The sequence below is a fragment of the Phenylobacterium sp. genome (assembly GCF_004299445.1).
Lineage (GTDB): Bacteria > Pseudomonadota > Alphaproteobacteria > Caulobacterales > Caulobacteraceae > Phenylobacterium.
The window spans coordinates 78,540-102,712 of record NZ_SCTC01000037.1 but is presented as its reverse complement, the minus strand read 5'-3'; the positions used below and the strand labels follow the sequence as shown (position 1 = coordinate 102,712).

The window sequence follows — 24,173 nt, the reverse complement described above, 5'->3', positions numbered from 1 at the left end:
CGCCGCTCGCAAGCCTGTCGAATGCGGCTAGGTTCAGGCGTCTCGTGCGCAGGAGGACGACCGATGAATGTGCTGATCCTGCTTGCTGGTCTCGCCGCGGTGCTGACCGCGCCGGGGCGAACCGACGCCGACCGCGCGCGCGACGCCATGCGCAGGCCCGCCGAGGTGGTGGCGTTCGCCCAGGTGCGGCCCGGCTGGAAGGTGGCCGAATACACGCCCGGCGGCGGCTACTTCACCCGCGTGCTGTCGCCAGCCGTGGGGGCGAAGGGCCGCGTCTACACCTATCCGCCGGACGAAATCGTCAAGCTGCTGCCCGGCCATCTCACCGACGCCCGGGCCAACGCGGCGGCCGCGCCGCTCAGGAACGTGACGGTCCTCACGGGCGCCACGACAGCGTTCGCCGCGCCCGAGCCGTTGGACCTGGTGTTCACGGCGCAGAACTACCACGACCTGCACACCCGATACGCCGTGGCCGGCGCGCCGGCGGCGTTCAACGCGGCGGTGTTCAGGGCGCTGAAACGGGGTGGCCGCTATGTGATCGTCGACCATCGGGGCGACCAGCCCGACCAGCTCCATCGCATCGACCCGGCCCAGGTCCGCCGCGAGGTCGAGGCCGCGGGGTTCGTGTTCGAGGCCGCGAGCGACGTCCTGGCCAACCCCACCGATCCTCGGAGCGCCAGCGTCTTCGACCCGTCCATCCGCGGCCGGACCGACCAGTTCGCGTTGCGCTTCCGCAAACCCTGAGGCGCGCTGCGCCTTGACCCTCCGCCATTTCGCGGTGAGGTGGGCGCATGACCACCGCCGACTTCATCCGCGGCCTGCCCAAGGCCGAACTGCACCTGCATATCGAGGGCAGCCTCGAGCCCGAGCTGATGTTCGAACTGGGCAAACGGAACGGGATCGCACTGCCCTTCAAGTCGGTGGAAGACGTGCGCGCCGCCTACGCCTTCTCGAACCTGCAGGACTTCCTCGACATCTACTACCAGGGCGCGGGCGTGCTCATCACGGAGGACGACTTCAAGGATCTGGCGCTGGCCTACTTCCGGCGCGTGGCGGCCGACGGCTGCAAGCACGTCGAGCTGTTCTTCGACCCCCAGACCCACACCGACCGCGGCGTGCCGTTCAGGGTGGTGATCGAGGGGCTGCTGGCCGGGATGAAGGAGGCCGAGACCAGCCTGGGCGTCACGTCCAGCCTGATCCTCTGCTACCTGCGGCACCTGGACGAGGACGCCGCGTTCGCCACGCTGAAGGATGCCGAACCCTATCTCGACAGGATCATGGGCGTGGGCCTGGATTCGTCCGAAGTCGGCCATCCGCCGTCGAAGTTCGCCCGGGTGTTCAAGGCCTCGCGCGAGCGCGGCCTGAAGCTGGTGGCCCACGCCGGCGAGGAGGGCCCGCCCGCGTACGTCTGGGAAGCCCTGGATCTCCTGGGCGTCGACCGGATCGACCACGGCAACCGGGCGCTGGAAGACGCCGCCCTCGTGAAGCGCCTTGTCGCGGAGGGCATGACGCTGACCGTCTGTCCGCTCTCGAACCTCAAGCTCTGCGTCGTCCACGATCTGAAGGCGCACCCGCTCAAGAAGATGCTGGGCCTGGGCCTGAAGGCGACGCTGAACTCGGACGACCCGGCCTATTTCGGCGGCTACCTCGGCGCAAACTGGACCCAGACCTCCGACGCCCTAGGCCTGACGAAGGACGAACTGGTCACCCTGGCGAAGAACAGCTTCACCGGCTCGTTCCTGCCGCCGCAGACCATCGCCCGCCACCTGGCCGACATCGACGCCTACGTCGCCAAGGGGTCCTGACGGCCTAGGCGGCCAGGGCCTGGACGATCCGAGGGCCCCACATGAAGGCCGCCGCCCCGAAAACACCCACTGCGGTGATCGCGGTGAGCACCATCAGAACGCCGGCCGCAACCGCCTTGCCGGTCGGCCCCGCGCCGTCGCGGATCCGCAGGTAGGCCTCTACGCCCGCCAGCGGCACAAGGTAGGCGGCGAAGCTCAGGAAGACGTCGAACGGGCCCTCGAGGTTGTCACCCATGCCGACCGGCCCCTGATTCAGGATCGTCCAGGCCATGTAGCCCAGGCGCATGAACCAGACGCCGTTGGCGACCATGAAGGTGCGCATCGCCCAGCGCCGGTGCGCCGCGATGTCCCGCGCCACAGCGGTCTTCCAAGCCATCGCGCCGAAGCCGAAGATCAGCAGGGCGTTGAGGGTGATCGCGATCTCGCCCACCAGGGTGGTGGTCGCGTGGCGCACCCAGACCAGGTAGAGCCCGCCCAGGCTGATCGCGAAGGCCGTGGCCAGGAAGACGCGGCCGTTCCAGCGGTGGAACCCGCGCGCCCGCGCCCGGATCTGCGGGACCAACTGCAGCGCGCCGCCGAAGCTCATCACCGCGGCCATCATCACATGGGCGCCGAAGACCAGGTTGCCCACGGTGTCGCCCGGTTCGTAGCCCTTCAGCGCCCGGTCGGCCCAGGCGGCGATATTTCCTTGGGCCGCCGGCCAGGCGTAGCTGGCCAGGATGTAGGTGACGAACGCCCACTGGCCGATCAGCGCGGTCGCCAGCCAGGCGCCGGCGGTGACGGTCAGGACCTTGTCAGGCGCCGGGCGCAAAATCGGCCCGGCGGTCGCGGCTTGCACCATTCGCGCCTCTTCACTTCAGGAGGCCACAGGGTATGTGTGAGGCCCCTCCCGCGCCCATGACCGCAGCAATCAGATCGATGACCTCCGGGCTCATCGCCTCCGACGCGTCGGCCTTCTCCCGGGCGTTCAAGCGCTGGACGGGCGAGCGGCCTGGCGCCCACAGCCGCCGCTAGTCGTCGTCGAACGCGTAGAAGTAGCCGACGAAGGTCTCGCCCTCAGCGCCGCGCAGGCCGTAGAGCGCGCGCGCCGGTTCGTTATCGATCTCGGTCGCCACCCAGGCGCCCTCGCACCCGTGCTCCAGCCCCCAGGCGGTCAGCTCGTCCAGCAGGCGGCTGGCGATCCTCTCCCGCTGCCGGGCCGGCGTTACGCCCAGGTTGTCGATGTAGAGTTCGGTGGGCTTGTCGGGGTGATACTGGATCATGCCCCGGGTCTGCCCCACCACCACGCCGTCCGACACGGCCACGATCATCATATGCCCGGGCGCGGCCAGATAGGCGGCGAGTTTCGCCGGGTCGATGTCGTCGTCGAAGACGTCCTCGGCCACCCGCTCCAGGACTGCGGCGTCGCCCGGCCCGATGCGCAGAGTTTCGACGTTCATCGGGGGAGCTTAGGGGTTGCAGACCCCCCCTGAACAGCGTCTACCCTCAAAGTTGAACGGCACGTCACGATGCCGGGGAGGCCAAGTCATGATCCGCTTCACCACCGCCCTGCTGGCTGCAACCGCACTGGCCGGCGCCGCCCACGCCAAGACGATCGCCGTCGCGCCGGGGCCCGACGCGCAGGAGCGCATCCAGACCGCGCTGCTGGACGCCAAGCCCGGCGATGTGGTGGCGCTGGGCGCCGGTCGCTTCGAGCTGACCGACGGCCTGTCGCTGGACGTGGACAACGTGACGGTGAAGGGCGCGGGCCCCGAGGCCACGGTGCTGTCGTTCAAGGGCCAGAAGGGCGCGGGTGAGGGCCTCCTCATCACCTCCGACAAGGTCACGGTCCGCGACTTCGGCGTCGAGGACACCAAGGGCGACGGGGTGAAATCCAAGGGCGCCGACCAGATCAGCTTCATCAACCTGCGGGTCGAGTGGACCGGCGGGCCGAAGGAGACCAACGGGGCCTACGGCGTCTATCCGGTCGCCTCCACGAACGTTCTGGTCGACCGGGTGGTGGTGCGCGGCGCCTCCGACGCCGGGATCTATGTGGGCCAGTCCAGGAACATCATCGTCAAGCGCAGCCGCGCCGAGTTCAACGTCGCCGGCATCGAGATCGAGAACTCGATGAACGCCGACGTGTTCGACAATGTCGCCACCCGCAACACCGGCGGCATCCTGGTGTTCGACCTGCCCAACCTGCCGCAGATGGGCGGCCACTCGACGCGCCTGTTCCGCAACAAGGTCGTCCAGAACGACACGCCCAACTTCGCCCCCAAGGGCAACATCGTCGCCAACGTGCCGATGGGCACCGGCGTGATGATCATGGCGAACCGCAACGTCCACGTGTTCGAGAACGACATCGACGGCAACGCATCGAGCGGCGTCATCCTGGTCAGCTACACGCAGAGCTTCGACGACAAGTCCTACAACCCGCTGCCCCGCGACGTGGTCGTTCGGAACAACCGGATCGGCAAGAACGGCTTCGATCCCAAGTTCGCCGGCGGCGGGCTCATCAAGATGATGCTCAAGTCCGACATCCCGCCGATCGTGTGGGACGGGGTCACCAGCTTCCCCGGCACGACCGAGCCGGTGCGGGTCCGCCTGCTGGACGGCCCGGTGCTGAATCTGCGCCTGCCGGGCCCGGGTCAGGTGGAGAAGGCCAATCCGGCGGTGACGGCCACGACGGTGATCCCCGATCCGACGCCCGAGATGGCCGAGCCCAAGCCCGTGGTCCTGCCGAAGGCGCAGGCCGATCTCGGAGCCTAACCCTTGAAGCGCCTGGCCGCCGTCCTGGCCGCGATCGCCTGCCTGGGCGCTGCGCCCGATCCGCAGGCGGTGGCGCTGGACGCCCTGCTGGCGGAGGCCCCCGCGCCGAAGCTGGCCGACTACCGGCTGTTCCGGGATGAGGCCGGCCGCACGCCGAACGGCGGCCTGACGCCCTATGCGCTGAACACCCCGCTGTTCACCGACTACGCGGAGAAGTTCCGCTTTCTCTACCTGCCGCCGGGGACCAAGGCGAAGTACCGGGCCGACGGCGTGCTGGACTTCCCCGTCGGCGCGACGCTGGTGAAGACCTTCGCCTATCCGGCGGACTTCCGGCGGCCGAGCGAGAACGTCCGCTACCTCGAGACCCGCCTCCTGATCCGTAAGCGCGACGGCTGGGTCGCCCAGACCTACGTCTGGAACGCCGCCCAGACCGAGGCGGTGCTGAAGCGCGCCGGCGCGCGCCTGGACGTCAGCTTCGTCGACAGCCGGGGCCAGACCCGCCACGTCGACTACGCCGTTCCCAACCAGAACCAGTGCAAGGAGTGTCACCAGCTCGACAAGGCGGTGACGCCGATCGGGCCCAAGGCGCGCAACCTCAACGGCGACTTCGCTTACGAGACGGGGCGCGAGAACCAGCTGGCGCACTGGTCGCGAACCGGCGTCCTGTCGGGCGCTCCGAAGCCGGCGGCCGCGCCCCGGACCGCGCGCTGGGACGACCCGGCCGAGCCCGTCGAGGCCCGCGCCCGCGCCTACCTCGACGCCAACTGCGCCCACTGTCACGGGCCCCGGGCCATCGCGTCGAACTCAGGTCTCTTCCTGGGGGTGGAAGAGCAACGTCCGCCGCAACTGGGCGTCGGTAAGGGGCCAGTGGCGGCGGGCCGTGGGTCGGGCAACCTCAAGGTCGGGATCGAGCCCGGCCGCCCGGACGCCTCGATCCTGGTCTACCGCATGGCCTCGAACGAGCCCGGCGTGATGATGCCCGAGCTCGGCCGCACCCTGACGCACGACGAGGGACTGGCGCTGGTCCGCGACTGGATCGCCGGCATGAAGCCGCAATGAGCGCCCCCGCGTGAGCCTCGCGCGGCGGACCGTCCTGGGCGCCGCCCTGTCGGCCTGCGCGGCCCCGGCGCTCGCTCAGGTCGTCACCGACTCCGCGCCCGCCGCCACCGACCCCGCCGCCTGGACCGCTTACGAGACCCGCCTGCGCGCCCGCCTCGACGACATCGGCGGCGGCCGCGCCGACCCGGCCACCGGCCGGGCGATGCTGGACCTGACCAACCGCATCCGCCGCGACGCCGGTTCGCCGCCGGTTATCTGGCACGACGAGCTGGCCGCCTCCGCCCTCGCCCACGCCGGCGACCTGGCCCAGCGGTCCTACGTCGAGCACCTCTCGCCCGAGGGCTTCGACCCCAGCCACCGGCTCTGGCTGCTGGGCCGCACGACCATCGGCTCGCCGTCCGAAAACATCGCCTACCACCGCGGCCCGCCGACCAGCGCCGGCCAGATGCTGCAGCGCCTGAAGGGCAGCACCGGTCACTGGAAGAACCTGCTGCGCCCCACCCACACCCACGCCGGCTACGCCTTCGTCACCCGCGGCGAACGCTACTGGCTGGTGGGCCTCTACGCGCGGCCCCTCGCGGCGCTCTCCGAGCCGCTGCCGTTCCGGGCCCAGGGCCCGGCCATCCGCCGCGCCCTGACCAGCCTCTCCAGCGAACACCGCCCGCGCCTGGCGATCCCGCAAGGCAGCCGATTGGGCAAGGTCGCAGGCGCGCCGCCCGTCATGCAGATCACGGCCCTGCGCCCGGCCGACGACGGCCGCTATGACATCGTCGGCGGCCCCATCTTCATCGCCGCGGAAGCGGGATGAAGGCGCGTCAGCCGCGGTGGCGCGTCAGCGCCGTACTCTCGTATGGCTTCGAAGATCAGCGCGAGCGGGAGGCGGACGGCGGCCGAGTTGTCATCTCGACCTCCTGCCCCCCTTGCCTAGAGGAGCGAGGTTCAGCTCTGTACGCGCTTGCAGAAAGGCTCGTTTGCCGTCCGTGACGGAAGGCCGGTATCTCGCACCGAAACCTGCATTCCCGGAGCCTGCCTTGGCCGACCTGTTCTCTCCCCTGACCCTGGCCCGTGGCCCCGCGCTGAAGAACCGCTTCATGCTGGCGCCGCTCACCAACACGCAGAGCCACCCGGACGGGACGCTGTCGGACGCCGAGTTCAACTGGCTGACCCTGCGGGCCAAGGGCGGCTTCGGCCTCACCATGACCTGCGCCGCCCACGTCCAGGCCGTCGGCCAGGGCTTTCCCGGCCAGCTTGGGGTGTTCGGCGACCAGCATCTCGAGGGGCTCACCCGGCTCGCCGCCGAGATCAGGCGTCACAACAGCGTGTCCTCGGTCCAGCTCCACCATGCCGGGAACCGCTCGCCCAAGGACCTCGTCGGCACGCCGGTGAGCGCGTCCGACGATCCCGAGACGGGCGCCCGCGGCCTGTCACTGGCCGAGGTCGAGCAGCTGGTGGAAGACTTCGTCGCCGCCGCCGTCCGATCCGAGAAGGCCGGATTCGACGGCGTCGAGATCCACGGCGCCCACGGCTACATCCTGGCCCAGTTCCTCTCGCCCGAGATCAACAGGCGCGACGACCGCTACGGCGGCTCGGTCGAGAACCGCGCGCGGATCATCCACGAGATCATCGACGGCGTGCGCGCGCGCACCCGCCCCGACTTCCAGCTGGGCCTGCGCCTGTCGCCCGAGCGGTTCGGCCTGAAGCTGGCCGAGATCATCGAGATCGCCCGCAGGATCCTCGCGGACGGCAAGATCGACTATCTCGACATGTCGCTGTGGGATGTCTTCAAGGAGCCGGTCGAGGAAGAGTTCAAGGGCAAGAGCCTGATGAGCTACTTCACCGAGCTGCCGCGCGGCGGCGTCCGCCTGGGCGTGGCCGGCAAGGTCACCTCGCCCGCCATCGCCGCCGAGATGCTGGAGAAGGGCGCCGACTTCGTGCTGATCGGGCGCGCGGCCATCCTGCACCACGACTTCCCGGAACGGTCCCGCGACGCGGCGTTCACGCCGGTGGCGCTACCGGTGACGGCCGAATACCTGGCCAATGAGGGCCTTAGCCCGGCCTTCGTCCAGTACATGTCGGCGTGGCCGGGCTTTGTTCAGGCGGCGTGAGCCGCGCCGCCCCCGTCCGGTCCAGTACGCCACGCCCAGCGTGATGGCGGCATAGGCGCCGTAGGCGGCAACGACGACCTCCGGTTTGAGGATCGGACGCATCGGAAAATTCCTCTTCGACGCCGCGGCTTTTGCGACGGCGCGTCGAGGCTGGACACTCCGGAGCGGCGCCTACGGGCCGATACCGTGGGATCGCACCCTAGGGATCGATACGGAGGCGGTCGGGTTCGGGCGCCGCCAGCGCCGCGGGCTTCGGCCCGCCCGTCGCCCAGTCCAGCAGTTCCACCGGGTGGACGATCGGCGCGGCCAGCGCCGGGGCCAGCTGGGTCATGCAGCCCACGTTGCCCGCGGCCACCACGGCCGCGCCGGTGGCGGCGATGTTGGCGGCCTTGCGATCGCGCAGGCGGGTGGCCAGCTCGACCTGCAGGATGTTGTAGACCCCCGCCGAGCCACAGCAGAGGTGACCCTCGGCGGGCAGACGCACGTCGAAGCCCGCGTCGGCCAGCAGCTTCGGCGGCGCGGTCTTGATCTGCTGTCCGTGCTGCAGCGAGCAGGCCGCGTGATAGGCCACCGCGATCCCCGGCGGCCGGGCCACCGGCGGCAGGCCGGCCTCGGCCACGAACTCCAGGATGTCCTTCGCCGGGACATCCTGGCCCACCAGGTGGCGGTAGTCCTTCAGCATGGTCCCGCAGCCGGCCGCCGTGGTGACGATGGCGTCCACCTTCCCCGCCCGGCCCCAGGCGGAGAGGTTGGCCCGCGCCATGGCCCTGGCCTCGTCGGGGCGGCCCAGGTGCTGCGAAAGCGCGCCGCAGCAGCCCTCGCCCTCGGCCAGCACGACCTCGTAGCCACAGCGCGCGAGCAACCGCGTCGCCGCCGCGCGCACCTGCGGCGCGACAACGGACTCCACGCAGCCCTGCAGCAGGATCACGCGTCCCCGGCGCGTGACCGGCGCCGACGTCGTGCCCTCGGCTGCCTGTCTCGGCGCGGGCAGCAGGCGCAGCATCGCGGCCAGCGGCTTCAACCCCGTGCGCTCCAGGGTCGGCTCCAATGGCCGGGCCAGCCGGCCCAGTCCCATGGCCAGCCTCAGCCGTTTCGGATGCGGCAACACCCACGCCAGCGCCATCCGCAACAACCGCTCGGGCAGGGGCCGCACATGGTGCGCCTCGATGTGCGCCCGGGCGTGGTCGATCAGTTGCGCGTAGTCGACGCCGGACGGACAGGTGGTGGTGCAGGCCAGGCACGACAGGCAGCGGTCGACGTGGGTCACCGTCGCCGGCGCCGGCGGGCCGCCGTGCTCCAGCATCTCGCGGATCAGCTCGATCCGGCCCCGCGGACTGTCGCGCTCGTCGCCCAGCAGCACGTAGGTCGGACAGGTCGCCGTGCAGAAGCCGCAGTGCACGCACTTGCGGATCGCCGCGGCGCTGGCGGCGGTTTCCGGGTCGGCCAGTTGATCGGGGGTGAAGGCGGTCCTCACGCCGCGCCCTCCATCCGGCCGGGGTTCAGCACGCCCAGCGGATCGAAGGCGGCCTTCACGCGGCCCTGCAGTTCGCCCAGCGCGCCCTCGCGCGGCCCGAACGCCTCGGCGCCGCGCAGGCACAGCGCATGCCCGCCCAGGCCCCGCGCCACGCTGCGCACCTTGTCCGCCGGCTCTTCCGTGAGCAGCCAGGCCAGCCCGCCGCCCCAGTCATAGAGCGCATCGCCAGGCAGAGCGTGCGGTCCCTTCCAGCCCTGGGCCGGCGGCAGGCTGAGGCGCCAAAGCGGCCGGGGATCGCCCGCGAACGCCTCAACCTCGCGAACCTGACCCCAGAACTCGCGGGAGTGCTCGCCCTCCAACTCGTCGATCCGTCCGAAACTCGACAGAGCCGCCACCAGGGCCTGGGCGCGGGCCTCCACTGACGCTTCGAACCCCTCCAGGCGAAGCGCCGTCACCGGCATCTCGGCTTTCAGCGGTCGCGAGCGCGCCGCGAAGGTCGGCAGGTGAGCCGCGCCCGAGACCTCGAACGGCCCGTTCAGCGCCGCCTGCATCGCCTCGGCCGCCCGCACGTCGGCCAGGCCGAACAGCAGCAGCGTGAGCTCGGTGCGCGGCGCCGGCAGCACCTTGATGGTCAGCTCGGTGAAGATCGCGAGCGTTCCCCACGACCCGGCCATCAGCTTCATCAGGTCGTAGCCGGTGACGTTCTTCACCACCTTGCCGCCGGCCTTGAACACCTCGCCCCGGCCCGACACGGCCTCGAACCCCAGGAGATGGTCGCGCGCCGCGCCGGCCCGGATGCGCCGGGGCCCGGACAGGTTGGCCCCGATCACCCCGCCCAGGGTCGGCTCGCCCCGCGCGCCAAGCAGGCGCGTCCAGCGCGGAGGCTCGAACGCCAGCATCTGGCCCCGGCTGGCGCAGATCTTCTCCAGGTCGGCGATGCGCACGCCGGGCTGGGCGGTCAGCACCAGCTCATCCGGGGAATAGTCGACGATGCGGTCCAGCCGCTGGGTCGACAGCACCATGTCGATGGGGTCCATGGCCCCGATCGCCCGCTTGGTGCCGGCGCCGACCACCTCGATGTGGCGCGCGTGCGCCCCGGCCTCGGCCACGATGGCCTGGACCTCTTCGGGGGTCGTGGGCTTGAGGGGGCGAACCTGGTCCAGCATCAGAAGCGCGGCAGCTCCGGAAAGGCCAGCTTGCCCTTGTGCACGTGCACGCGGCCCAGCTCGGCGCAGCGGTGCAGCACCGGGAACACCTTGCCGGGATTGAGCAGCAGGCCGGGGTCGAAGGCGCATTTCACCCGCTGCTGGCAGGCCAGGTCCGTCTCGTCGAACATCTCGCCCACCAGGTCGCGCTTCTCGACGCCCACCCCGTGCTCGCCGGTCAGCACGCCGCCCACTGCCACGCACAGCTTGAGGATGTCGGCCCCGAACGCCTCGGCCTTCTCCAGCTGACCGGGGATGTCGGCGTCGTAGAGGATCAACGGGTGCAGGTTGCCGTCGCCCGCGTGGAAGACGTTGGCCACGCCCAGCCCGTACTGCGCCGACAGCTCGGTGATCCGGGTCAGCACCTGCGGCAGCGCCTTGCGGGGGATCGTGCCGTCCATGCAGAAGTAGTCGGGCGCGATGCGGCCCACCGCCGGGAACGCGGCCTTGCGCCCCGCCCAGAACGACAGCCGCTGGGCCTCGCTCTCGGAGGTCTTCACGAAGTCGGCCCCGCGCTGGGCGGCCAGCATGCGGACGTGGCTCGCCAGTTCGGCGCACTCGGCCTCGGGCCCGTCCAGCTCGCAGATCAGCAGCGCGGCGGCGTCCACCGGATAGCCCGCCCCCACGAACGCCTCGGCCGCCCGGATTGCCGGGTTGTCCATCATCTCCAGCCCGGCCGGGATCACGCCCGCGGCGATGATGTCGCCGACGCAGGCGCCGGCCTGCTCCACCGACGGGAACCCCAGCAGCAGCGCCCGCGCCGTTTCCGGCTTGGGCAGGATGCGCACCGTCACCTCGGTGACCACGCCCAGCAGCCCCTCGGATCCCGTGACCAACCCCAGCAGGTCATAACCTTCGGCGTCCATCGCCTTGCCGCCGAACCGGACGATCTCGCCGCTCATCAGCACCAGTTCGCAGCCCAGCAGGTTGTTGGTGGTCAGCCCGTACTTGAGGCAGTGCACCCCGCCCGAGTTCTCGGCCACGTTGCCGCCGATGGTGCAGGCGATCTGGCTCGAAGGATCGGGGGCATAGTAGAAGCCGCGCCCTTCGACGGCGCCCGTGATGGCCAGGTTCGTCACCCCCGGCTGCACCACCGCGCAGCGGTTGGCGTAGTCCACCTCCAGGACGCGGTTGAACTTCGACAGGCCCAGCACCACCCCGTCGGCCAGCGGCAGCGCGCCGCCCGACAGCGACGTGCCCGCGCCGCGCGGCACCACCTTCACCCCGTTGGCCTGGCACCAGCGCAGGATCTCCGAGACCTGCGCCGTGGTCTCGGGCAGCACCACCGCCAGAGGCTGCTGCCGATAGGCCGAAAGGCCGTCGCTCTCGAACGGGACCAGGCCCGCCGGTTCCGACACTACGCCCTCGCCGGGCACGATGCGCCGCAGCGCACGCACGATCTCGGCCTTGCGGGCGATCAGCGCATCGTCGGGCGCGGGCATCTTCATGAGCGCGACGGTAGGCGCAGAATCTCCCACCACAAAGCCGTCATCCGGTTATGCTCCCGGACCGTAGGAAGGGGCATGGACAAGTCCATCCAGGATGCGGACCGCGCGATCGCCGACGAAGCCCGGCGGCTCGCGGCGTTGCGCGCCCTGGACGTGTTGGACACCGAGCCCGAGGCGATCTTCGACAACCTGACGGCGCTCGCAGCCCAGACGTTCCAGACCCCGGTCGCGCTGGTGTCGCTGATCGACGCCGAGCGCCAGTGGTTCAAGTCGTGCGTGGGCATGGACGGGGGCGAGACGCCGCGCGACGTGGCGTTCTGCGATCACACGATCCGCCAGGCGCGAACGATGCTGATTCCCGACGCCACGGCCGACCCGCGCTTCCGCGACAACCCGCTGGTCACCGGAGAGCCGTTCGTCCGCTTCTATGCCGGCGCGCCTCTGACCAGCCCCGACGGCTTCCGGCTCGGCAGCTTCTGCGTCATCGACTACCGGCCGCGCCACGACTTCGGCGAGGCCCAGTGCGCCCAGCTGGAGGCGATGGCCGCCGCCGTCTCGTCGGCGATGACGCTGCGCCGCGACCTCAAGGCCTATGTGTCGATGGAGCGCGAGCTGCACGACGCCCAGGCCCGCATCCGCCGCCACGAGGCCGAGCTGGCCTTCCTGGTCGAGAACTCGGCCGACGTGATCCTGCGGCTGGATCCCAGTTCGAAGATCACCTGGGCCTCGCCCAGCGTCCGGCGCTACGGATATGCCCCGCGCGACCTGATCGGCGTCCCCGCCGGCAGTTTCGTGCACCCCGACGATCGCCCCCGGCTGGCCGAGCGGCGGCCGGCCAGGTTCGCAGCCCTCGGCGATCTGGACGGCAGCCGGCGCGAGTACCGCATCCGCCACAAGTCGGGCGACTGGACGTGGATCGAGGAGAGCCCGACCGTCATCCGCGACGCCTCGGGCGCGGCGGTCGAGCTGGTGAACATCCTGCGCGACATCGAGGACCGCAAGCGGGCCGAGCGCGCGGCCGGCGACATCCAGGCCGGCATGCTGCTGCCCCGCGCCGCGCTGGCGGCGCTGTCGGGCCGGGCCGAGGTGGACGCCGTGCTCGAGCCCGCCCGCAGCGTCGGCGGCGACCTCTATGACGCCTTCAAGGTGGGCGACGACCATCTCGCGTTCCTGGTCGGCGACGTGACCGGCAAGGGCGTCGGCGCCTCGCTGTTCATGGCGCTGGCCAAGGCCCTGTCGCACAGCCTCATCACCCGCAAGGCCGACCGGCTGGGCGACGCCTTCCGCGCCATTGAGGCCGAGCTGGAGCGCAACAACGGCGAGGCCATGGCCATGTCGCTGCTGGCGGGCGTGCTGAACCTGGACACCGGCGCCTTGGCCCTCTGCAGCGCGGGGCACGAGAACCCGCTGGTGGTGAACGCCGACGGGACGGTGGCCGCGCTGGAAATCGACGGCGGGCCGCCGCTCTGCGCCGGCGCGGGCTTCGCCTATCAGGCCGAACTGACCCGGCTGGAGCCCGGCGCGACGCTGGTCGCCTTCACCGACGGCGTCACCGAGGCGCAGGACCGGTCGCGGCAGCTGTTCGGCCAGGCGCGCCTGCGCCAGGCGCTGGCCGAGGCGCCCCGCGACGGCCCGCTCTCGGCGCTGACCGACAGCCTGGTGGCCCGCGTCCGCGCCTTCGAAGCCGGCGGCGACCCCAGCGACGACCTCGCGATCCTGGCGCTCCGCCGGCCGTTGTTGGGGGGCCCGCCCTACCCGTCGTAGAAGAACGGCGGATGCAGCCCTACGACCCTGCGCTCGCGCTCGGCGCCGGCATGGGCGCGCGCCACGGCCTCCGGCGACAGATGGTTGGCGTCCCGGGTCGGCAGGATTCGCTGAGCGATGTCTCGGCGGCCATAGTGCGCCTGCAGGAAGAACCGGCCCCGATCGGCGCCCAGCTTCGTCGGCATCCGCCGGTGCCAGACATCGGACACGAAGAAGCCCGCGTCGCCGGCCCTCACGATGAAGGGCACGACGCCCCGGCCTTCGTAGGTCAGGTCGCTGTCCATGGTGCGGTCCTGCGGCGGCGGCCTGCCCGACAGGTGACTGCCCGGGATCACGCCCGTGGGCCCATCCTCCAGCGCACAGTCCTGCAGATAGATGTGGACGCCGACGGCGAATACCGGATGCGGGATGTCCGCCGGCCAGCGCACGCCATCGGGCAGCGGCACGTGCGGCCCGGCGTCGATGTGCCAGTTCTGCCCGCCGTGGCCGCCCGGTTGTCCCGCCGGGTTGCGCCAGGCCGTGTTGGCGATCACGTGGCAGTCCTCGCCCAGCAGCGGCTCGATCACGGCCAGCAGCTTCGGATTCGCCACCGCCTTCTGCGCCGCGGCGCTGCGGTTCAGCATCGCATAGCGGAACATGTCTCGGTCCTCGGGCGGCGCGCCGCTGCGCTGGTCCTCGGGCTCGGTGTCGTAGACCCGCGCCACATCGGCCGCGAGCTCGGCCACCTCGTCCGGCGACAACAGCCCCCGGACGATCGTGTAGCCCTCACGCTCCAGCTGCTCGGTCGCCTCTCCCGCCGGCTCCGTGCGATATTCCAGATAGGGCCGGCCTCTCCGGATCATGCCGTCCTCCCTTGTTGTCGGGAGGACCGTAGCGCGCCTACTTCCCCTCGAACACCGGGGTGCGCTTCTCGTTGAAGCTGCCGACGCCTTCGCGGCGGTCCTGGGTGGTGAAGAGCTGGTTGTAGATCGACAGCTCCAGGTCCATGGCGCGCTTCAGATCCAGGTCCTGGCCTTCGTGCACCACCCGCTTGGCGCCGCGCACCGACAGCGGCGCCTTGCTGGCGATCACCCGGGCGACGCCCAGCACCGTGTCCATCAGCGCTTCGGGCGCCACCACGCCGCTCACCAGGCCCCACTCCAGCGCCTGCGCGGCGCTGAACGGCTGGGCCGTCGTCAGCAGTTCGATGGCCCGACGGGGACCGACCGCCCGCGTCAGCAGCTGCGTCCCGCCCAGGCCCGGCAGGATGCCCAGGCCCGCTTCCGGCAGGCCGAACCGCGCGCCCTCGGCGGCGTAGGCGAAGTCGCAGGCCAGCGTCATCTCGCAGCCGCCGCCCATGGCCGCGCCCTGCACCGCGGCGATCACCGGAACCGGACAGGCCAGCTGGGCGCGGATCATGGCCTCGAACAGCCGGTGCTGCTCGGCCCACGTCTCGTCGCTCATGCCGTTGCGCTCCTTGAGGTCGGCGCCGGCCTGGAAATGCTTGCCCTCGCCGCTCAGGATCACGCAGCGCAGGCCGTCCGCCGAGCGCAACTGGCTCCAGATGTCCAGCAGCTCGCGGCCCATCTGGGTCGAGAGTGCATTGGCCACCTCCGGCCGGGCGAAGGTGATGACGGTGATCCCGGCCTCGGGCTCGCTCACCTTGATCGTCTCGTAGGCCATCGTCTTACCCTCTGCGCGCCGCAGGCGCTGTCCAGTTGAACCACGAACCACACGAACCACACCAACCCGCGATCTACCCGCACGCCGCGCTGATCGGCAGGCCCCGTTCGTGTGGTTCGTGTGGTTCGTGGTCAATTTCTTTCGGCGCTGGCGCGCCAACAGACCTCGCGTCAGAAGCTCTTCGGCTGGCCCAGCACGTGGGTGGCCACGTGGCTGAGGATCAGGTTCGTGGAGATCGGCGCCACCTGGTAGAGGCGCGTTTCGCGGAACTTTCGCTCGATGTCGTACTCCTCGGCGAAGCCGAAGCCGCCGTGGGTCTGGATGGCCATGTCGGCGGCGAACCAGCTGGCCTCGGAGGCCACGAGCTTGGCCATGTTGGCCTCGGTGCCGCACGGCTCGCCGGCCTCGAACAGGGCGGCGGCCTTGTCGACCATCAGGCTGGCGCTGGTCATCTGGACGTAGGCCCGCGCGAGCGGGAACTGCACGCCCTGGTTCTCGCCGATCGGGCGACCGAACACCACGCGGTCCTTGGCGTACTGGCTGGCCCGGTCGATGAAGAACTTGGCGTCGCCGATGCACTCCGACGCGATCAGGATCCGCTCGGCGTTCATGCCGTCCAGGATGTATTTGAAGCCCTTGCCCTCCTCGCCGACGAGATTCTCGGCGGGCACCTCGAGATCCTCGAACAACAGCTCGGTGGTGGCGTGGTTCAGCATGGTTCGGACCGGCGTGATGGTCAGGCCGTTCCCCTTCGCCGTCCGCATGTCGACCAGCAGCACGCTCATCCCGGCCGAGGTTTTGGCCTCGTCACGCGGGCTGGTCCGGCAGAGCAGCACCATCAGGTCGGAATGCTCGGCCCGGCTGATCCACAGCTTCCGGCCATTCACGACGTACTTGTCGCCGACCTTCCGGGCGAAGGTGGTGATGCGGGTGGTGTCAGTGCCGGCGTCGGGCTCGGTCACGCCGAACGCCTGCAGCCGCAGCTCGCCCGTGGCGATCTTCGGCAGGTAGGCCTGCTTCTGCGCCGGCGTCCCGTGCCGCAGCACCGTGCCCATGGTGTACATCTGGGCGTGGCAGGCGCCGCCGTTGCAGCCCGAGCGATGGATCTCCTCCAGCACCGCGTTGGCGGCCGCGAGGCCAAGGCCCGAGCCCCCGTACTCCTCGGGTATCAGCACCGAGAGGAACCCCGCCTCGGTCAGGGCCTGGACGAACGCGGTCGGGTACGCCCGCTCACGGTCCAGCTCGCGCCAGTAGGCGCCGGGGAAGCGCGCGCACAGCTTGCGCACCGCCTCACGGATCTCGGGAAAGGTTTCCTGGCTCACCCTCGCTCTCTGCCACGGGAACGCTGCGTGAGCCTAGACCACCGCACCGCCTCTAAGCAGATGACACCAGACCGTCCCGCCGCCATCCTCGCCAAAACAAGGGGAGGCGGACGATGGCGCTCAGCTACGTCCATGGGGCCAGCACGCAGCCATTGATCGGCAAGACGATCGGGGCGCTGTTCGACGAGACCTGCGCGGCCTGGCCCGACAATGTCGCACTGGTCTCGCGCCATCAGGGCGTCCGCTGGACCTATGCCCAGCTGAAGGACCGGGTCGACGCGTTCGCGGCCGGCCTTCTGGCGCTGGGGCTGGAGCCGGGCGACCGGGTGGGGATCTGGGCGCCCAACTGCGCCGAATGGACGATCACCCAGTTCGCCACAGCGAAGGCGGGGATGATCCTGGTCAACATCAACCCGGCCTATCGCCTGAGCGAAGCCGAGTACGCCATCAACAAGGTGGGCTGCCGCGCCCTGGTCATCGCGGTGCGCCATAAGACCAGCGAATACTTGGCCATGGTGCGCCAGCTGCGCGAAGCCCACCGGCTGCCGACCGTCGAGGCGGTGATCACCATCGGCGACGACCCGCACCGCGGCTGCCAGTCCTTCCCCCACATCGAAGGCACCGCCAAGCGCGCCGACCGCGCCCGCCTGGCCGAAATCGGGCCGACCCTGCAGTTCGACGACCCGATCAACATCCAGTTCACCAGCGGCACCACCGGCTTCCCGAAAGGCGCCACGCTCAGCCACCACAACATCCTGAACAACGGCTTCTTCACCGGCGAGGCGATGCGCCTCCAGCCGGGCGAGGCGGTCTGCATCCCGGTGCCGCTATACCACTGCTTCGGCATGGTCATCGGCAACCTGGGCTGCGTCACCCACGGGGCCACGATGGTCTATCCCAGCGAGGGATTCGACCCGGCGGCGGCGCTCGAGGCCGTCGCGGCCGAGCGCTGCGTGGCCCTGTTCGGCGTGCCGACCATGTTCATCGCCATGCTCGCGCTGCCCGGATTCGCCGACCATGACCTGAGCTCGCTGCGCACCGGCGCCATGGGCGGGTCGCCGTGTCCTATCGAAGTCATGCGCCAGGTGATCGAGCGCATGAACATGGTCCAGGTGACCAACGTCTACGGCATGACCGAAACCTCGCCCGTCAGCTGGCAGACGAGCGCCGACGACAGCCTGGAACGCCGGGTCTCTACGGTCGGGCGGGTGCACCCGCACCTGGAGGTGAAGGTGGTCGACTCCGAGGGCCGGGTGACCCCGCGGGGCGAACCGGGCGAGTTCTGCACCCGCGGCTACTCGGTGATGCTGGGCTACTGGGACGATCCCGAGAGGACGGCCGAGGCGATCGACAGCGGCGGCTGGATGCACACCGGCGACCTGGGCGTGATCGACGACGAGGGCTACGGCAACGTCGTGGGCCGGATCAAGGACATGGTCATCCGCGGCGGCGAGAACATCTATCCGCGCGAGATCGAGGAGTTCCTCTACCGCCACCCGGCGATCCAGGACGTCCAGGTGATCGGGGTCCCCGATCCCAGGTATGGCGAGGAGATCTGCGCCTGGATCGTGCTGAAGCCCGGCGAAACGCTGGAGGACGAAGCGGTGCGCGAGTTCTGCCGCGGCCAGATCGCCCACTATAAGATTCCGCGCCACATCAAGTTCGTCGACGGCTTCCCCACCACGGTCACCGGCAAGGTTCAGAAGTTCGCCATGCGCGAGACGATGATCGCCGAGCTCGGCCTTGTCCTCCAGCAGACGGCCTAGGCGGCGCATGCCGCTCAAAGGGACATTCGACCGCCGGAGCTTCCTGCTGGGTCTCGCCGGCGCGGCCGCCGCGCCCAGCGCGCTCGCACAGACCGACTGGACCCCGCCCGCGCCGGATCGCGAGCTGATGGTCCCGGTGCGCGGCGGCAAGATCTATGTGCGCGTGAACGGCGACCTGAAGGCGCCCAAGGTGCCTGTCGTCTGCATCCACGGCGGCCCGGGGGGCAGCCACCTCTACTTCCTGCCGTCGTTGACTATGACCGACGACCGCGCCGTGATCCTCTACGACCAGCTGGATTCCGGCCAATCCGACCGCCCGGGCGATCCGGCCAACTGGACCGTCGAGCGGTTCGTCTCCGAGGTCGACGCCATCCGCGCCGCGCTCGACCTGCCCCGCCTGCATCTTGTGGGCCATTCGTGGGGCTCGACCGTGGCGCTGGAATACGCCGCCCGCCAGCCCGGCGGCCTGAAGAGTCTGACCCTCGGCAGCCCCCTGATCTCGACCGCGAGTTGGACGCGCAGCACGCTGGCGCAGCTCGCGAAACTCCCGCCGGACGTGGTCGCGACCATCAATCGTCTGGAAGCCGCTGGTGACACCGCCAATCCCGAGTACGGCAAGGCGATGGCCGTCTTCTACCGCCAGTACGCCACACGCCGACCGCCGCCGGCCTACCTGCGCGCCTATGCCCAGAACAAAAGCGTGGGCCTGAGCGAGCGGTTGTACCAGACCATGTGGGGCCCGGGCGAAATCCGCGCGACCGGCAGCCTCAAGACCTACGACGGCGAGCCGCTGCTGCCGCGCGTGACCCAGCCGACCTTGGTGGTCACCGGTGAGTACGACGAGATGACCGCCGACGTTCTGAAGCCGCTGGTGGCCCGCATGCCGGCGGCGGCGCTGGTGGTGGTGGCGGACGCCGGACACGCCATGCCCGCCACCCACGCCGAGGATTACGTCCGCGCGGTCCGTACGCACTTGCGCCGCAACGACTAGCGGCGCACGTCCCCCAGGCGGACAGCGTTCCTAGGCCACGACGTTCGCGTCGTGCAGCCTGGCGATCTCGCCGCTGCTCAGGCCCAGCACCTCGGCCAGCACCTCGTCGGTGTGCTGGCCCAGCTTCGGCGCCGGCGCCACCGGCCGGCGGACGTCCTGCGGGATCGTGCCCATCGCCCCCGGCGCCGGATAGGTCAGCCCCGAGGGATGCGTCACCGACTCGAACATCGGATTGTCCTTGAAGAGGCGGGGATCGTTCAGCGCCGCCTCCATGGTCTGGTAGCTGCCCCAGGTGACGCCCCCGGCGTCGAAGGCCGGCGTCAGCTCGGCCGCCGTCTTCGCCGCGAACGCCTGCTCGAACAGCGGATACAGCCGCGCTCGGTGCGTGAACCGCAGGCCCTCGTCCTTGGCGAACGAGACGCCCAGGTCGGCCTCGACCGCCGCCACGCCCGCGCCGATGCCCAGCACGTCCAGCGCCTTCTCCCACTGCTTCGGCGTGATGCAGAGCAGCATCAGCTTCTCGCCGTCCCTGGTGGTGAAGTCGCGGCCGAAGGCGCCGAACACGTCGTTGCCCATCCGCGGCCGCTGATGCCCCGTCAGCATCGTCTCGGCCGAGAAGCCCAGGTTGGCCATGGTGGCCGCGCCGATATCGCTCAGCGGCGCGCGGATCTCGCGCCCGCCCATGCCGCGCATCCGCGCCAGCAGCGCCGAGACCATCGAGAACGCGCAGTAGGCGCCGGTCAGCAGGTCCCAGGCGGCCAGCACATGGTTCACCGGCCGCTCGTCGCCCACAGGCCCGGTCATCAGCGGCAGGCCCAGCGCCGAGTTGATCGTGTAGTCCATGCCCTGCGAGCCATCGGCCCAGCCCATGACGCGGACGCAGATGAGGTCGTCCCGCAGGGCCTTCAGCTTATCGTAGGAGAGGAAGCCCTCGACCGGGAAGTTGGTCACGAACAGGCCGCCGTCCTCGCCGGGCGCCGCGGCCAGCCGCTGGGCGATCTCGCGGCCCTGGGGGCTGGCAAGGTCGATGGCCACCGACTTCTTGCCCTTGTTCAGGCCTTCCCAGTAGAGGCTCGATCCGTTGTCCGCGAGCGGCCAGCGGCGGAAGTCGGGCCCCCCGCCGATGTTGTCGAACCGGATCACCTCGGCGCCCATCTGGGCGAGGTAGAGCCCGCAGGTGGGCGCGGCCACGAAAGCCGAGCCCTCGACCACGCGGAGGCCTTTCAGGAGGTCGTACATCTCATCCCTCTCATCCCTCCCCTTTATGGGAAGGGTCGATGCGCGTCGGCGCATCGGGGTGGGGAAACCGGAATGCCGTTGGGGAGGTCAAGGTCTCCCCACCCGGCTCGCTTCGCTCGCCGCCCTCCCCATGAAGGGGAGGGATGGCGCCTACGAGACCAGCTTCCCGACCTCTTCGACCTCCTGCGGCGTCAGGCGCCACTCCGCCGTCGCCGCGTTGGTCTTCACCTGCTCCACGGTCGTGGCGCCGGCGATCACCGAGCTCACCACCTCGTGGCCCAGCAGCCAGGCGAAGGCGAGTTCCAGGATCGTATGCCCACGCTCCTTCGCCCACGCCTCCAAGGCCTCGACCTTGTCGAAGTTGGAGTCGCTCATGGCCGCCTGGCCCCGCGCGCCCCAGGCCTCCAGCCGGGTGCCCTCGGGCGGGGCCTCGCCGCGGCGGTACTTCCCGCTCAACAGGCCCGAGGCCAGCGGGAAGAACGGCAGGAAGCCCAGGCCGAAGTGTTCGCACGCCGGCAGCACCTCGCGCTCCACGTCACGCTCCAGCAGCGAATAGAGGTTCTGGGCCGAGACGAAGCGGGTTCCGCCCGCCGCCGTCCAGTCGGCGTCGGCGATCTGCCAGCCGGTGTAGTTCGAGTTGCCGAGGTAGCGGACCTTGCCCTGCGACACGAGGTCGTCCAGCGCCCGCAGCGTCTCGTCGACGGGGGTGTCCGGGTCGGGCTGGTGGTGCTGATAGAGGTCGATGTAGTCCGTGCCCAGCCGGCGCAGGCTGTCCTCCACCGCCTGCATGATCCACTTGCGTGCGCCGCCCTGCTTCTTGGGGTCGCCGCCGATCCGCATGCCGAACTTGGTGGCCAGCACGATGTCGTGGCGGCGCTTGCCTAGCGCCTTCCCCAGGAACTCCTCCGACTTGGTCCCGCCGTAGATGTCGGCGGTGTCGAAGAGCGTGATGCCGGCGTCGATGGCCGCGTCCACGACGGCCTGCGTCTGATCGGCGTCGATGCGCATGCCGAAGTTGTTGCAGCCCAGCCCCACGACGCTGACCTTCAGGCCCGAATTTCCCAGCCGGCGAACCTTCATCGCCCGTCCTCCCTGTCTGATGTCTGTCCGCCCAACCTACCGGGGGAAGCGCTTCCAGCGCCAGCCACGCAGCGGCGGTTCTTCAGAAACCCTACCGCGATCTTCACTGTGTTTCTTGGCGAGTTCGCAAGGCGGTCGTCGTTAACTCCCCGGCATAACAAAAGAAGTGTTGGCCGGATCAGCGCATGCGCGTCGTCACCATCGTCAGTCTCGCAGCTTCCGCCGTCCTGGGTCTGGGCGCCCTCGTGGTCGCGAAGGTGATGCTGCCCAACGCCGCCGCGAAGAGCCCCATCGTGCAGGCGCAGGTCCAGGGCGAGCCGATGGTCGTGACCAGCCGCGCCATCAAGTATGGCGAGAAGCTCCAGGCCTCGATGCTGACGGTGATCAAGGCCCCGAAGGACGCGATCCCCGAGGGCGCGTTCACGACGGTGGGCGCCGTGCTGGCGGCCGACCGGGGCGGCGCCCCCGTGGCCCTGACGCCGCTGGCGGCGCGGGAGCCCCTGCTGCCCATGAAGATCTCTGGCCCCGGTTCGCGGCCGATCGTGTCGGCGGCCATCGCCGAGGGCATGCGCGCCTATACGCTGAAGGTGGACGACGCCAGCGGCGTGGGCGGCCACGCGCTGCCCGGCGACCACGTCGACGTGGTGCTGCTGCGCGACCTGACCCCCAGCGGCCCCGAGCGCAATTTCATCTCGTACGTCGTGGTCCAGAACGCCCGCGTGCTGGGCATGGACCTCAACGCCGACCCCACGTCGGACAAGCCGGCCAGCCCCAACACGGCCACCATCGAGGTGTCTGTCGAGGACTCGCAGAAGCTCTCGCTGGCCTCGACCCTGGGCAACCTGTCGCTGGCGCTGCGCCGCAACGGGGCCGCCGAGATCGCCGCGGCAAAGCCGCTGCGCACGAACGACTTCCTCTCGGGCGGCCGCTCGTCGGCGCCGCGCGCGGTGCGGACCGCGTCGGCCGGCCCGGCGCGCAGCTACGCCATCCTGATCGTCGAAGGCGAGCCCTCGAAGCGCAGCAGCGGCGGCGGCGGCCGCAGCCGCGCCCCTGCGGCGGCTCCGGCGCCTGCTGCGCCGAGCAGCCCCGCGCCCGGCCAGCCCGCGTCGAACGCCTCGGGCGTGAGCTGAGCCCGATGACCATGCAGGCCTTCCCCATGTCACGCACCCTGTCCGGGGCGCTCGCCGCCGTCGCGCTCGCCACCGTGACCTGTGGCGCATTGCTGCCCGTAGCGCCGGCCGCCGCCCAGACGCTCGGCAGCGAACCGGTCATGCGCCGCACGATCCACGTGCCACGCGACAAGTCGCTGCAGTTCCGCCTGCCCGGCCCGGCCTCGAAGATCGTGATCGCCCAGCCCGAGATCGCCAAGGTCACGGCCACGTCGGAGTCCAGCTTCTACGTCCAGGGCATGGAGTTCGGCTCGACCAACATGCTGGTCTACGGGCGCGGCGGCGGGCTGTCGGAAGTGATCGACATCCGCGTCGGCTACGACGCCGAGGGCCTGCAGCAGGATCTCAAGGCCGCCTATCCGACCGAAGCCATCCTGGTGAAGAACCTGGGCGAGATGCTGCTGCTGAGCGGCGACATCTCGACCGCCGGCGTGCAGGCCGGGGCCGAGAAGCTGGCCGAGAAGTACGCGCCCGACTCGGTGCTCTCACGCCTGACCGTGCGCAACTCGCAGCAGGTGATCCTCGAGGTCCGCATCCTGGAAGCCAGCCGGTCCGGCCTGAAGGACATCGGCGTCGACCTGAACGTCTTCAACAGCTCGTTCGGCGTGGTCACCGGCTCGGGTCTCATCGGCGCTCTGACGCCGCCGCATGGCGTGGTCAGCACGAACGGCGGCTGGAACGCGGCCAACATCAACACCACGCTGCAGGCGCTGGAGGAGAAGGGCCTGGTGCGGGCGCTCGCCAAGCCGAACCTGGTGGCGATCTCGGGCGAGAAGGCGACCTTCCTGGCCGGCGGCGAGTTCCCGTTCCCGGTACCGCAGGACCTCAACACCATCGCGATCGAGTTCAAGCCCTACGGCGTGAAGCTGAACTTCACGCCGACCGTGAAGGAGAACGGCTGGATCCGCATCGCGGTCGAGCCCGAGGTCAGCGAGCTGGACTACGGCAACGCCCTCACGCTGCGCGACCTGACCGTCCCGGGCCTCACCGTCCGGCGCGCCTCGACCACGCTCGACCTGCGTCCGGGCGACACCTTCGCCATGGCCGGCATGTTCCAGCGCAACAACCGCAACTCGGTCCAGCAGACCCCGGGCCTCGGATCGGTTCCGGTGCTGGGCGCCCTGTTCCGGTCGGCGCAGTGGAAGCGGGCCGAAACCGAGTTGCTCATCATCGTGACGCCGCGGCTGGCGACACCTGCGGATCGCGCGATCCCGGCGGTCGACGAGCTGCCCGGCCGCGAGGCCACCCAGTCCGAACTGTTCCTCTACGGCAAGACCAAGGGGCGCGAGTCCAGCCCGAACGCCGGCGCGCGGCCCGCCACGAAGTGACCCCA

The 24,173-nt window shown here is 70.3% G+C and carries 21 protein-coding genes; 11 read left to right on the top strand and 10 right to left on the bottom strand.

What is annotated here, in order from left to right:
- The first annotated feature begins 63 nt into the window (after positions 1-63).
- Positions 64-744: a methyltransferase gene (locus EPN98_RS09425; protein ID WP_293362432.1), complete on the top strand. Its 681-nt coding sequence runs from the start codon at positions 64-66 to the stop codon at positions 742-744.
- Between the two features lie 47 nt (positions 745-791).
- Positions 792-1,805: an adenosine deaminase gene (locus EPN98_RS09420; RefSeq protein ID WP_293362431.1), complete on the top strand. Its 1,014-nt coding sequence runs from the start codon at positions 792-794 to the stop codon at positions 1,803-1,805.
- Between the two features lie 4 nt (positions 1,806-1,809).
- On the opposite strand, the gene EPN98_RS09415 is transcribed toward EPN98_RS09420, so the two are convergent.
- Both EPN98_RS09415 and EPN98_RS09410 read right to left on the bottom strand, forming a co-directional pair.
- Complete coding sequence (locus EPN98_RS09415; RefSeq protein ID WP_293362430.1) at positions 1,810-2,646, bottom strand: DUF2306 domain-containing protein; 837 nt, start codon at positions 2,644-2,646, stop codon at positions 1,810-1,812.
- Positions 2,647-2,815: 169 nt separating this feature from the next.
- A complete protein-coding gene (locus tag EPN98_RS09410; RefSeq protein ID WP_293362429.1) occupies positions 2,816-3,244 on the bottom strand; it encodes a GNAT family N-acetyltransferase in 429 nt (142 codons plus the stop codon).
- An 88-nt stretch (positions 3,245-3,332) separates the two neighbouring features.
- On the opposite strand from EPN98_RS09410, the gene EPN98_RS09405 reads away from it, so the two are divergent.
- The 4 genes from EPN98_RS09405 (at position 3,333) to EPN98_RS09390 (ending at position 7,720) form a co-directional block, all read left to right on the top strand.
- Positions 3,333-4,556, top strand: coding sequence for a parallel beta-helix domain-containing protein (locus EPN98_RS09405; RefSeq protein ID WP_293362428.1), 1,224 nt, complete (start codon positions 3,333-3,335; stop codon positions 4,554-4,556).
- Positions 4,557-4,559: 3 nt separating this feature from the next.
- Positions 4,560-5,615 carry an SO2930 family diheme c-type cytochrome gene (locus EPN98_RS09400; protein ID WP_293362427.1) on the top strand — a complete coding sequence of 352 codons (1,056 nt, stop codon included), beginning with the start codon at positions 4,560-4,562 and terminating at the stop codon, positions 5,613-5,615.
- 10 nt (positions 5,616-5,625) lie between these two features.
- Positions 5,626-6,423: a CAP domain-containing protein gene (locus tag EPN98_RS09395; protein ID WP_293362426.1), complete on the top strand. Its 798-nt coding sequence runs from the start codon at positions 5,626-5,628 to the stop codon at positions 6,421-6,423.
- Between the two features lie 223 nt (positions 6,424-6,646).
- A complete protein-coding gene (locus EPN98_RS09390) occupies positions 6,647-7,720 on the top strand; it encodes an NADH:flavin oxidoreductase (protein ID WP_293362425.1) in 1,074 nt (357 codons plus the stop codon).
- Positions 7,721-7,919: 199 nt separating this feature from the next.
- Here EPN98_RS09390 and glcF read toward each other — a convergent pair whose 3' ends face one another.
- From glcF to EPN98_RS09375, 3 genes are read right to left on the bottom strand one after another with little or no spacing between them, the layout of a single operon-like run.
- Positions 7,920-9,194, bottom strand: coding sequence for a glycolate oxidase subunit GlcF (gene glcF, locus EPN98_RS09385; RefSeq protein WP_293362424.1), 1,275 nt, complete (start codon positions 9,192-9,194; stop codon positions 7,920-7,922).
- Positions 9,191-10,360, bottom strand: a complete 1,170-nt coding sequence (glcE, locus tag EPN98_RS09380) for a glycolate oxidase subunit GlcE (RefSeq protein WP_293362423.1) — start codon at positions 10,358-10,360, stop codon at positions 9,191-9,193. The genes glcF and glcE overlap by 4 nt, the downstream gene beginning before the upstream one ends.
- Complete coding sequence (locus tag EPN98_RS09375; protein WP_293362422.1) at positions 10,360-11,847, bottom strand: FAD-linked oxidase C-terminal domain-containing protein; 1,488 nt, start codon at positions 11,845-11,847, stop codon at positions 10,360-10,362. Before EPN98_RS09375 ends, glcE begins: the two co-directional genes overlap by 1 nt.
- Before the next feature lie 75 nt (positions 11,848-11,922).
- Between EPN98_RS09375 and EPN98_RS09370 the strand changes: the two genes are divergently transcribed.
- Positions 11,923-13,611 (top strand): SpoIIE family protein phosphatase, encoded by a 1,689-nt coding sequence (locus EPN98_RS09370; RefSeq protein WP_293362421.1) that lies wholly within the window; start codon positions 11,923-11,925, stop codon positions 13,609-13,611.
- Here EPN98_RS09370 and EPN98_RS09365 read toward each other — a convergent pair.
- The 3 genes from EPN98_RS09365 to EPN98_RS09355 form a co-directional block, all read right to left on the bottom strand.
- On the bottom strand, positions 13,599-14,453 hold the full coding sequence (locus tag EPN98_RS09365) for a phytanoyl-CoA dioxygenase family protein (protein ID WP_293362420.1): 855 nt from the start codon (positions 14,451-14,453) through the stop codon (positions 13,599-13,601). The genes EPN98_RS09370 and EPN98_RS09365 overlap by 13 nt on opposite strands.
- A gap of 37 nt (positions 14,454-14,490) precedes the next feature.
- Entirely contained in the window at positions 14,491-15,273 is a 783-nt protein-coding gene (locus EPN98_RS09360) for an enoyl-CoA hydratase/isomerase family protein (RefSeq protein ID WP_293362419.1), read from the bottom strand.
- Positions 15,274-15,443: 170 nt separating this feature from the next.
- The gene (locus tag EPN98_RS09355; protein ID WP_293362418.1) at positions 15,444-16,595 is read right to left on the bottom strand and encodes an acyl-CoA dehydrogenase family protein; all 1,152 of its coding nucleotides are present in this window, start codon (positions 16,593-16,595) and stop codon (positions 15,444-15,446) included.
- A gap of 113 nt (positions 16,596-16,708) precedes the next feature.
- Here EPN98_RS09355 and EPN98_RS09350 point away from each other — a divergent pair, with 113 nt between their 5' ends.
- Both EPN98_RS09350 and EPN98_RS09345 read left to right on the top strand, forming a co-directional pair.
- Positions 16,709-18,361, top strand: coding sequence for an AMP-binding protein (locus EPN98_RS09350; RefSeq protein ID WP_293362417.1), 1,653 nt, complete (start codon positions 16,709-16,711; stop codon positions 18,359-18,361).
- Positions 18,362-18,368: 7 nt separating this feature from the next.
- The gene (locus EPN98_RS09345) at positions 18,369-19,352 is read left to right on the top strand and encodes a proline iminopeptidase-family hydrolase (protein WP_293362416.1); all 984 of its coding nucleotides are present in this window, start codon (positions 18,369-18,371) and stop codon (positions 19,350-19,352) included.
- Positions 19,353-19,382: 30 nt separating this feature from the next.
- Here the strand turns inward: EPN98_RS09345 and EPN98_RS09340 are convergent, their stop codons facing one another.
- Together EPN98_RS09340 and EPN98_RS09335 are read right to left on the bottom strand one after the other, a co-directional pair.
- Positions 19,383-20,591 carry a CoA transferase gene (locus EPN98_RS09340; protein ID WP_293362415.1) on the bottom strand — a complete coding sequence of 403 codons (1,209 nt, stop codon included), beginning with the start codon at positions 20,589-20,591 and terminating at the stop codon, positions 19,383-19,385.
- Between the two features lie 150 nt (positions 20,592-20,741).
- Positions 20,742-21,671, bottom strand: coding sequence for an aldo/keto reductase (locus tag EPN98_RS09335; RefSeq protein ID WP_293362414.1), 930 nt, complete (start codon positions 21,669-21,671; stop codon positions 20,742-20,744).
- A 185-nt stretch (positions 21,672-21,856) separates the two neighbouring features.
- On the opposite strand from EPN98_RS09335, the gene cpaB reads away from it, so the two are divergent.
- Positions 21,857-22,801, top strand: coding sequence for a Flp pilus assembly protein CpaB (gene cpaB, locus EPN98_RS09330; protein WP_293362413.1), 945 nt, complete (start codon positions 21,857-21,859; stop codon positions 22,799-22,801).
- A 26-nt stretch (positions 22,802-22,827) separates the two neighbouring features.
- Positions 22,828-24,168 carry a type II and III secretion system protein family protein gene (locus EPN98_RS09325; RefSeq protein ID WP_293362412.1) on the top strand — a complete coding sequence of 447 codons (1,341 nt, stop codon included), beginning with the start codon at positions 22,828-22,830 and terminating at the stop codon, positions 24,166-24,168.
- The last annotated feature ends 5 nt before the right edge of the window (positions 24,169-24,173 follow it).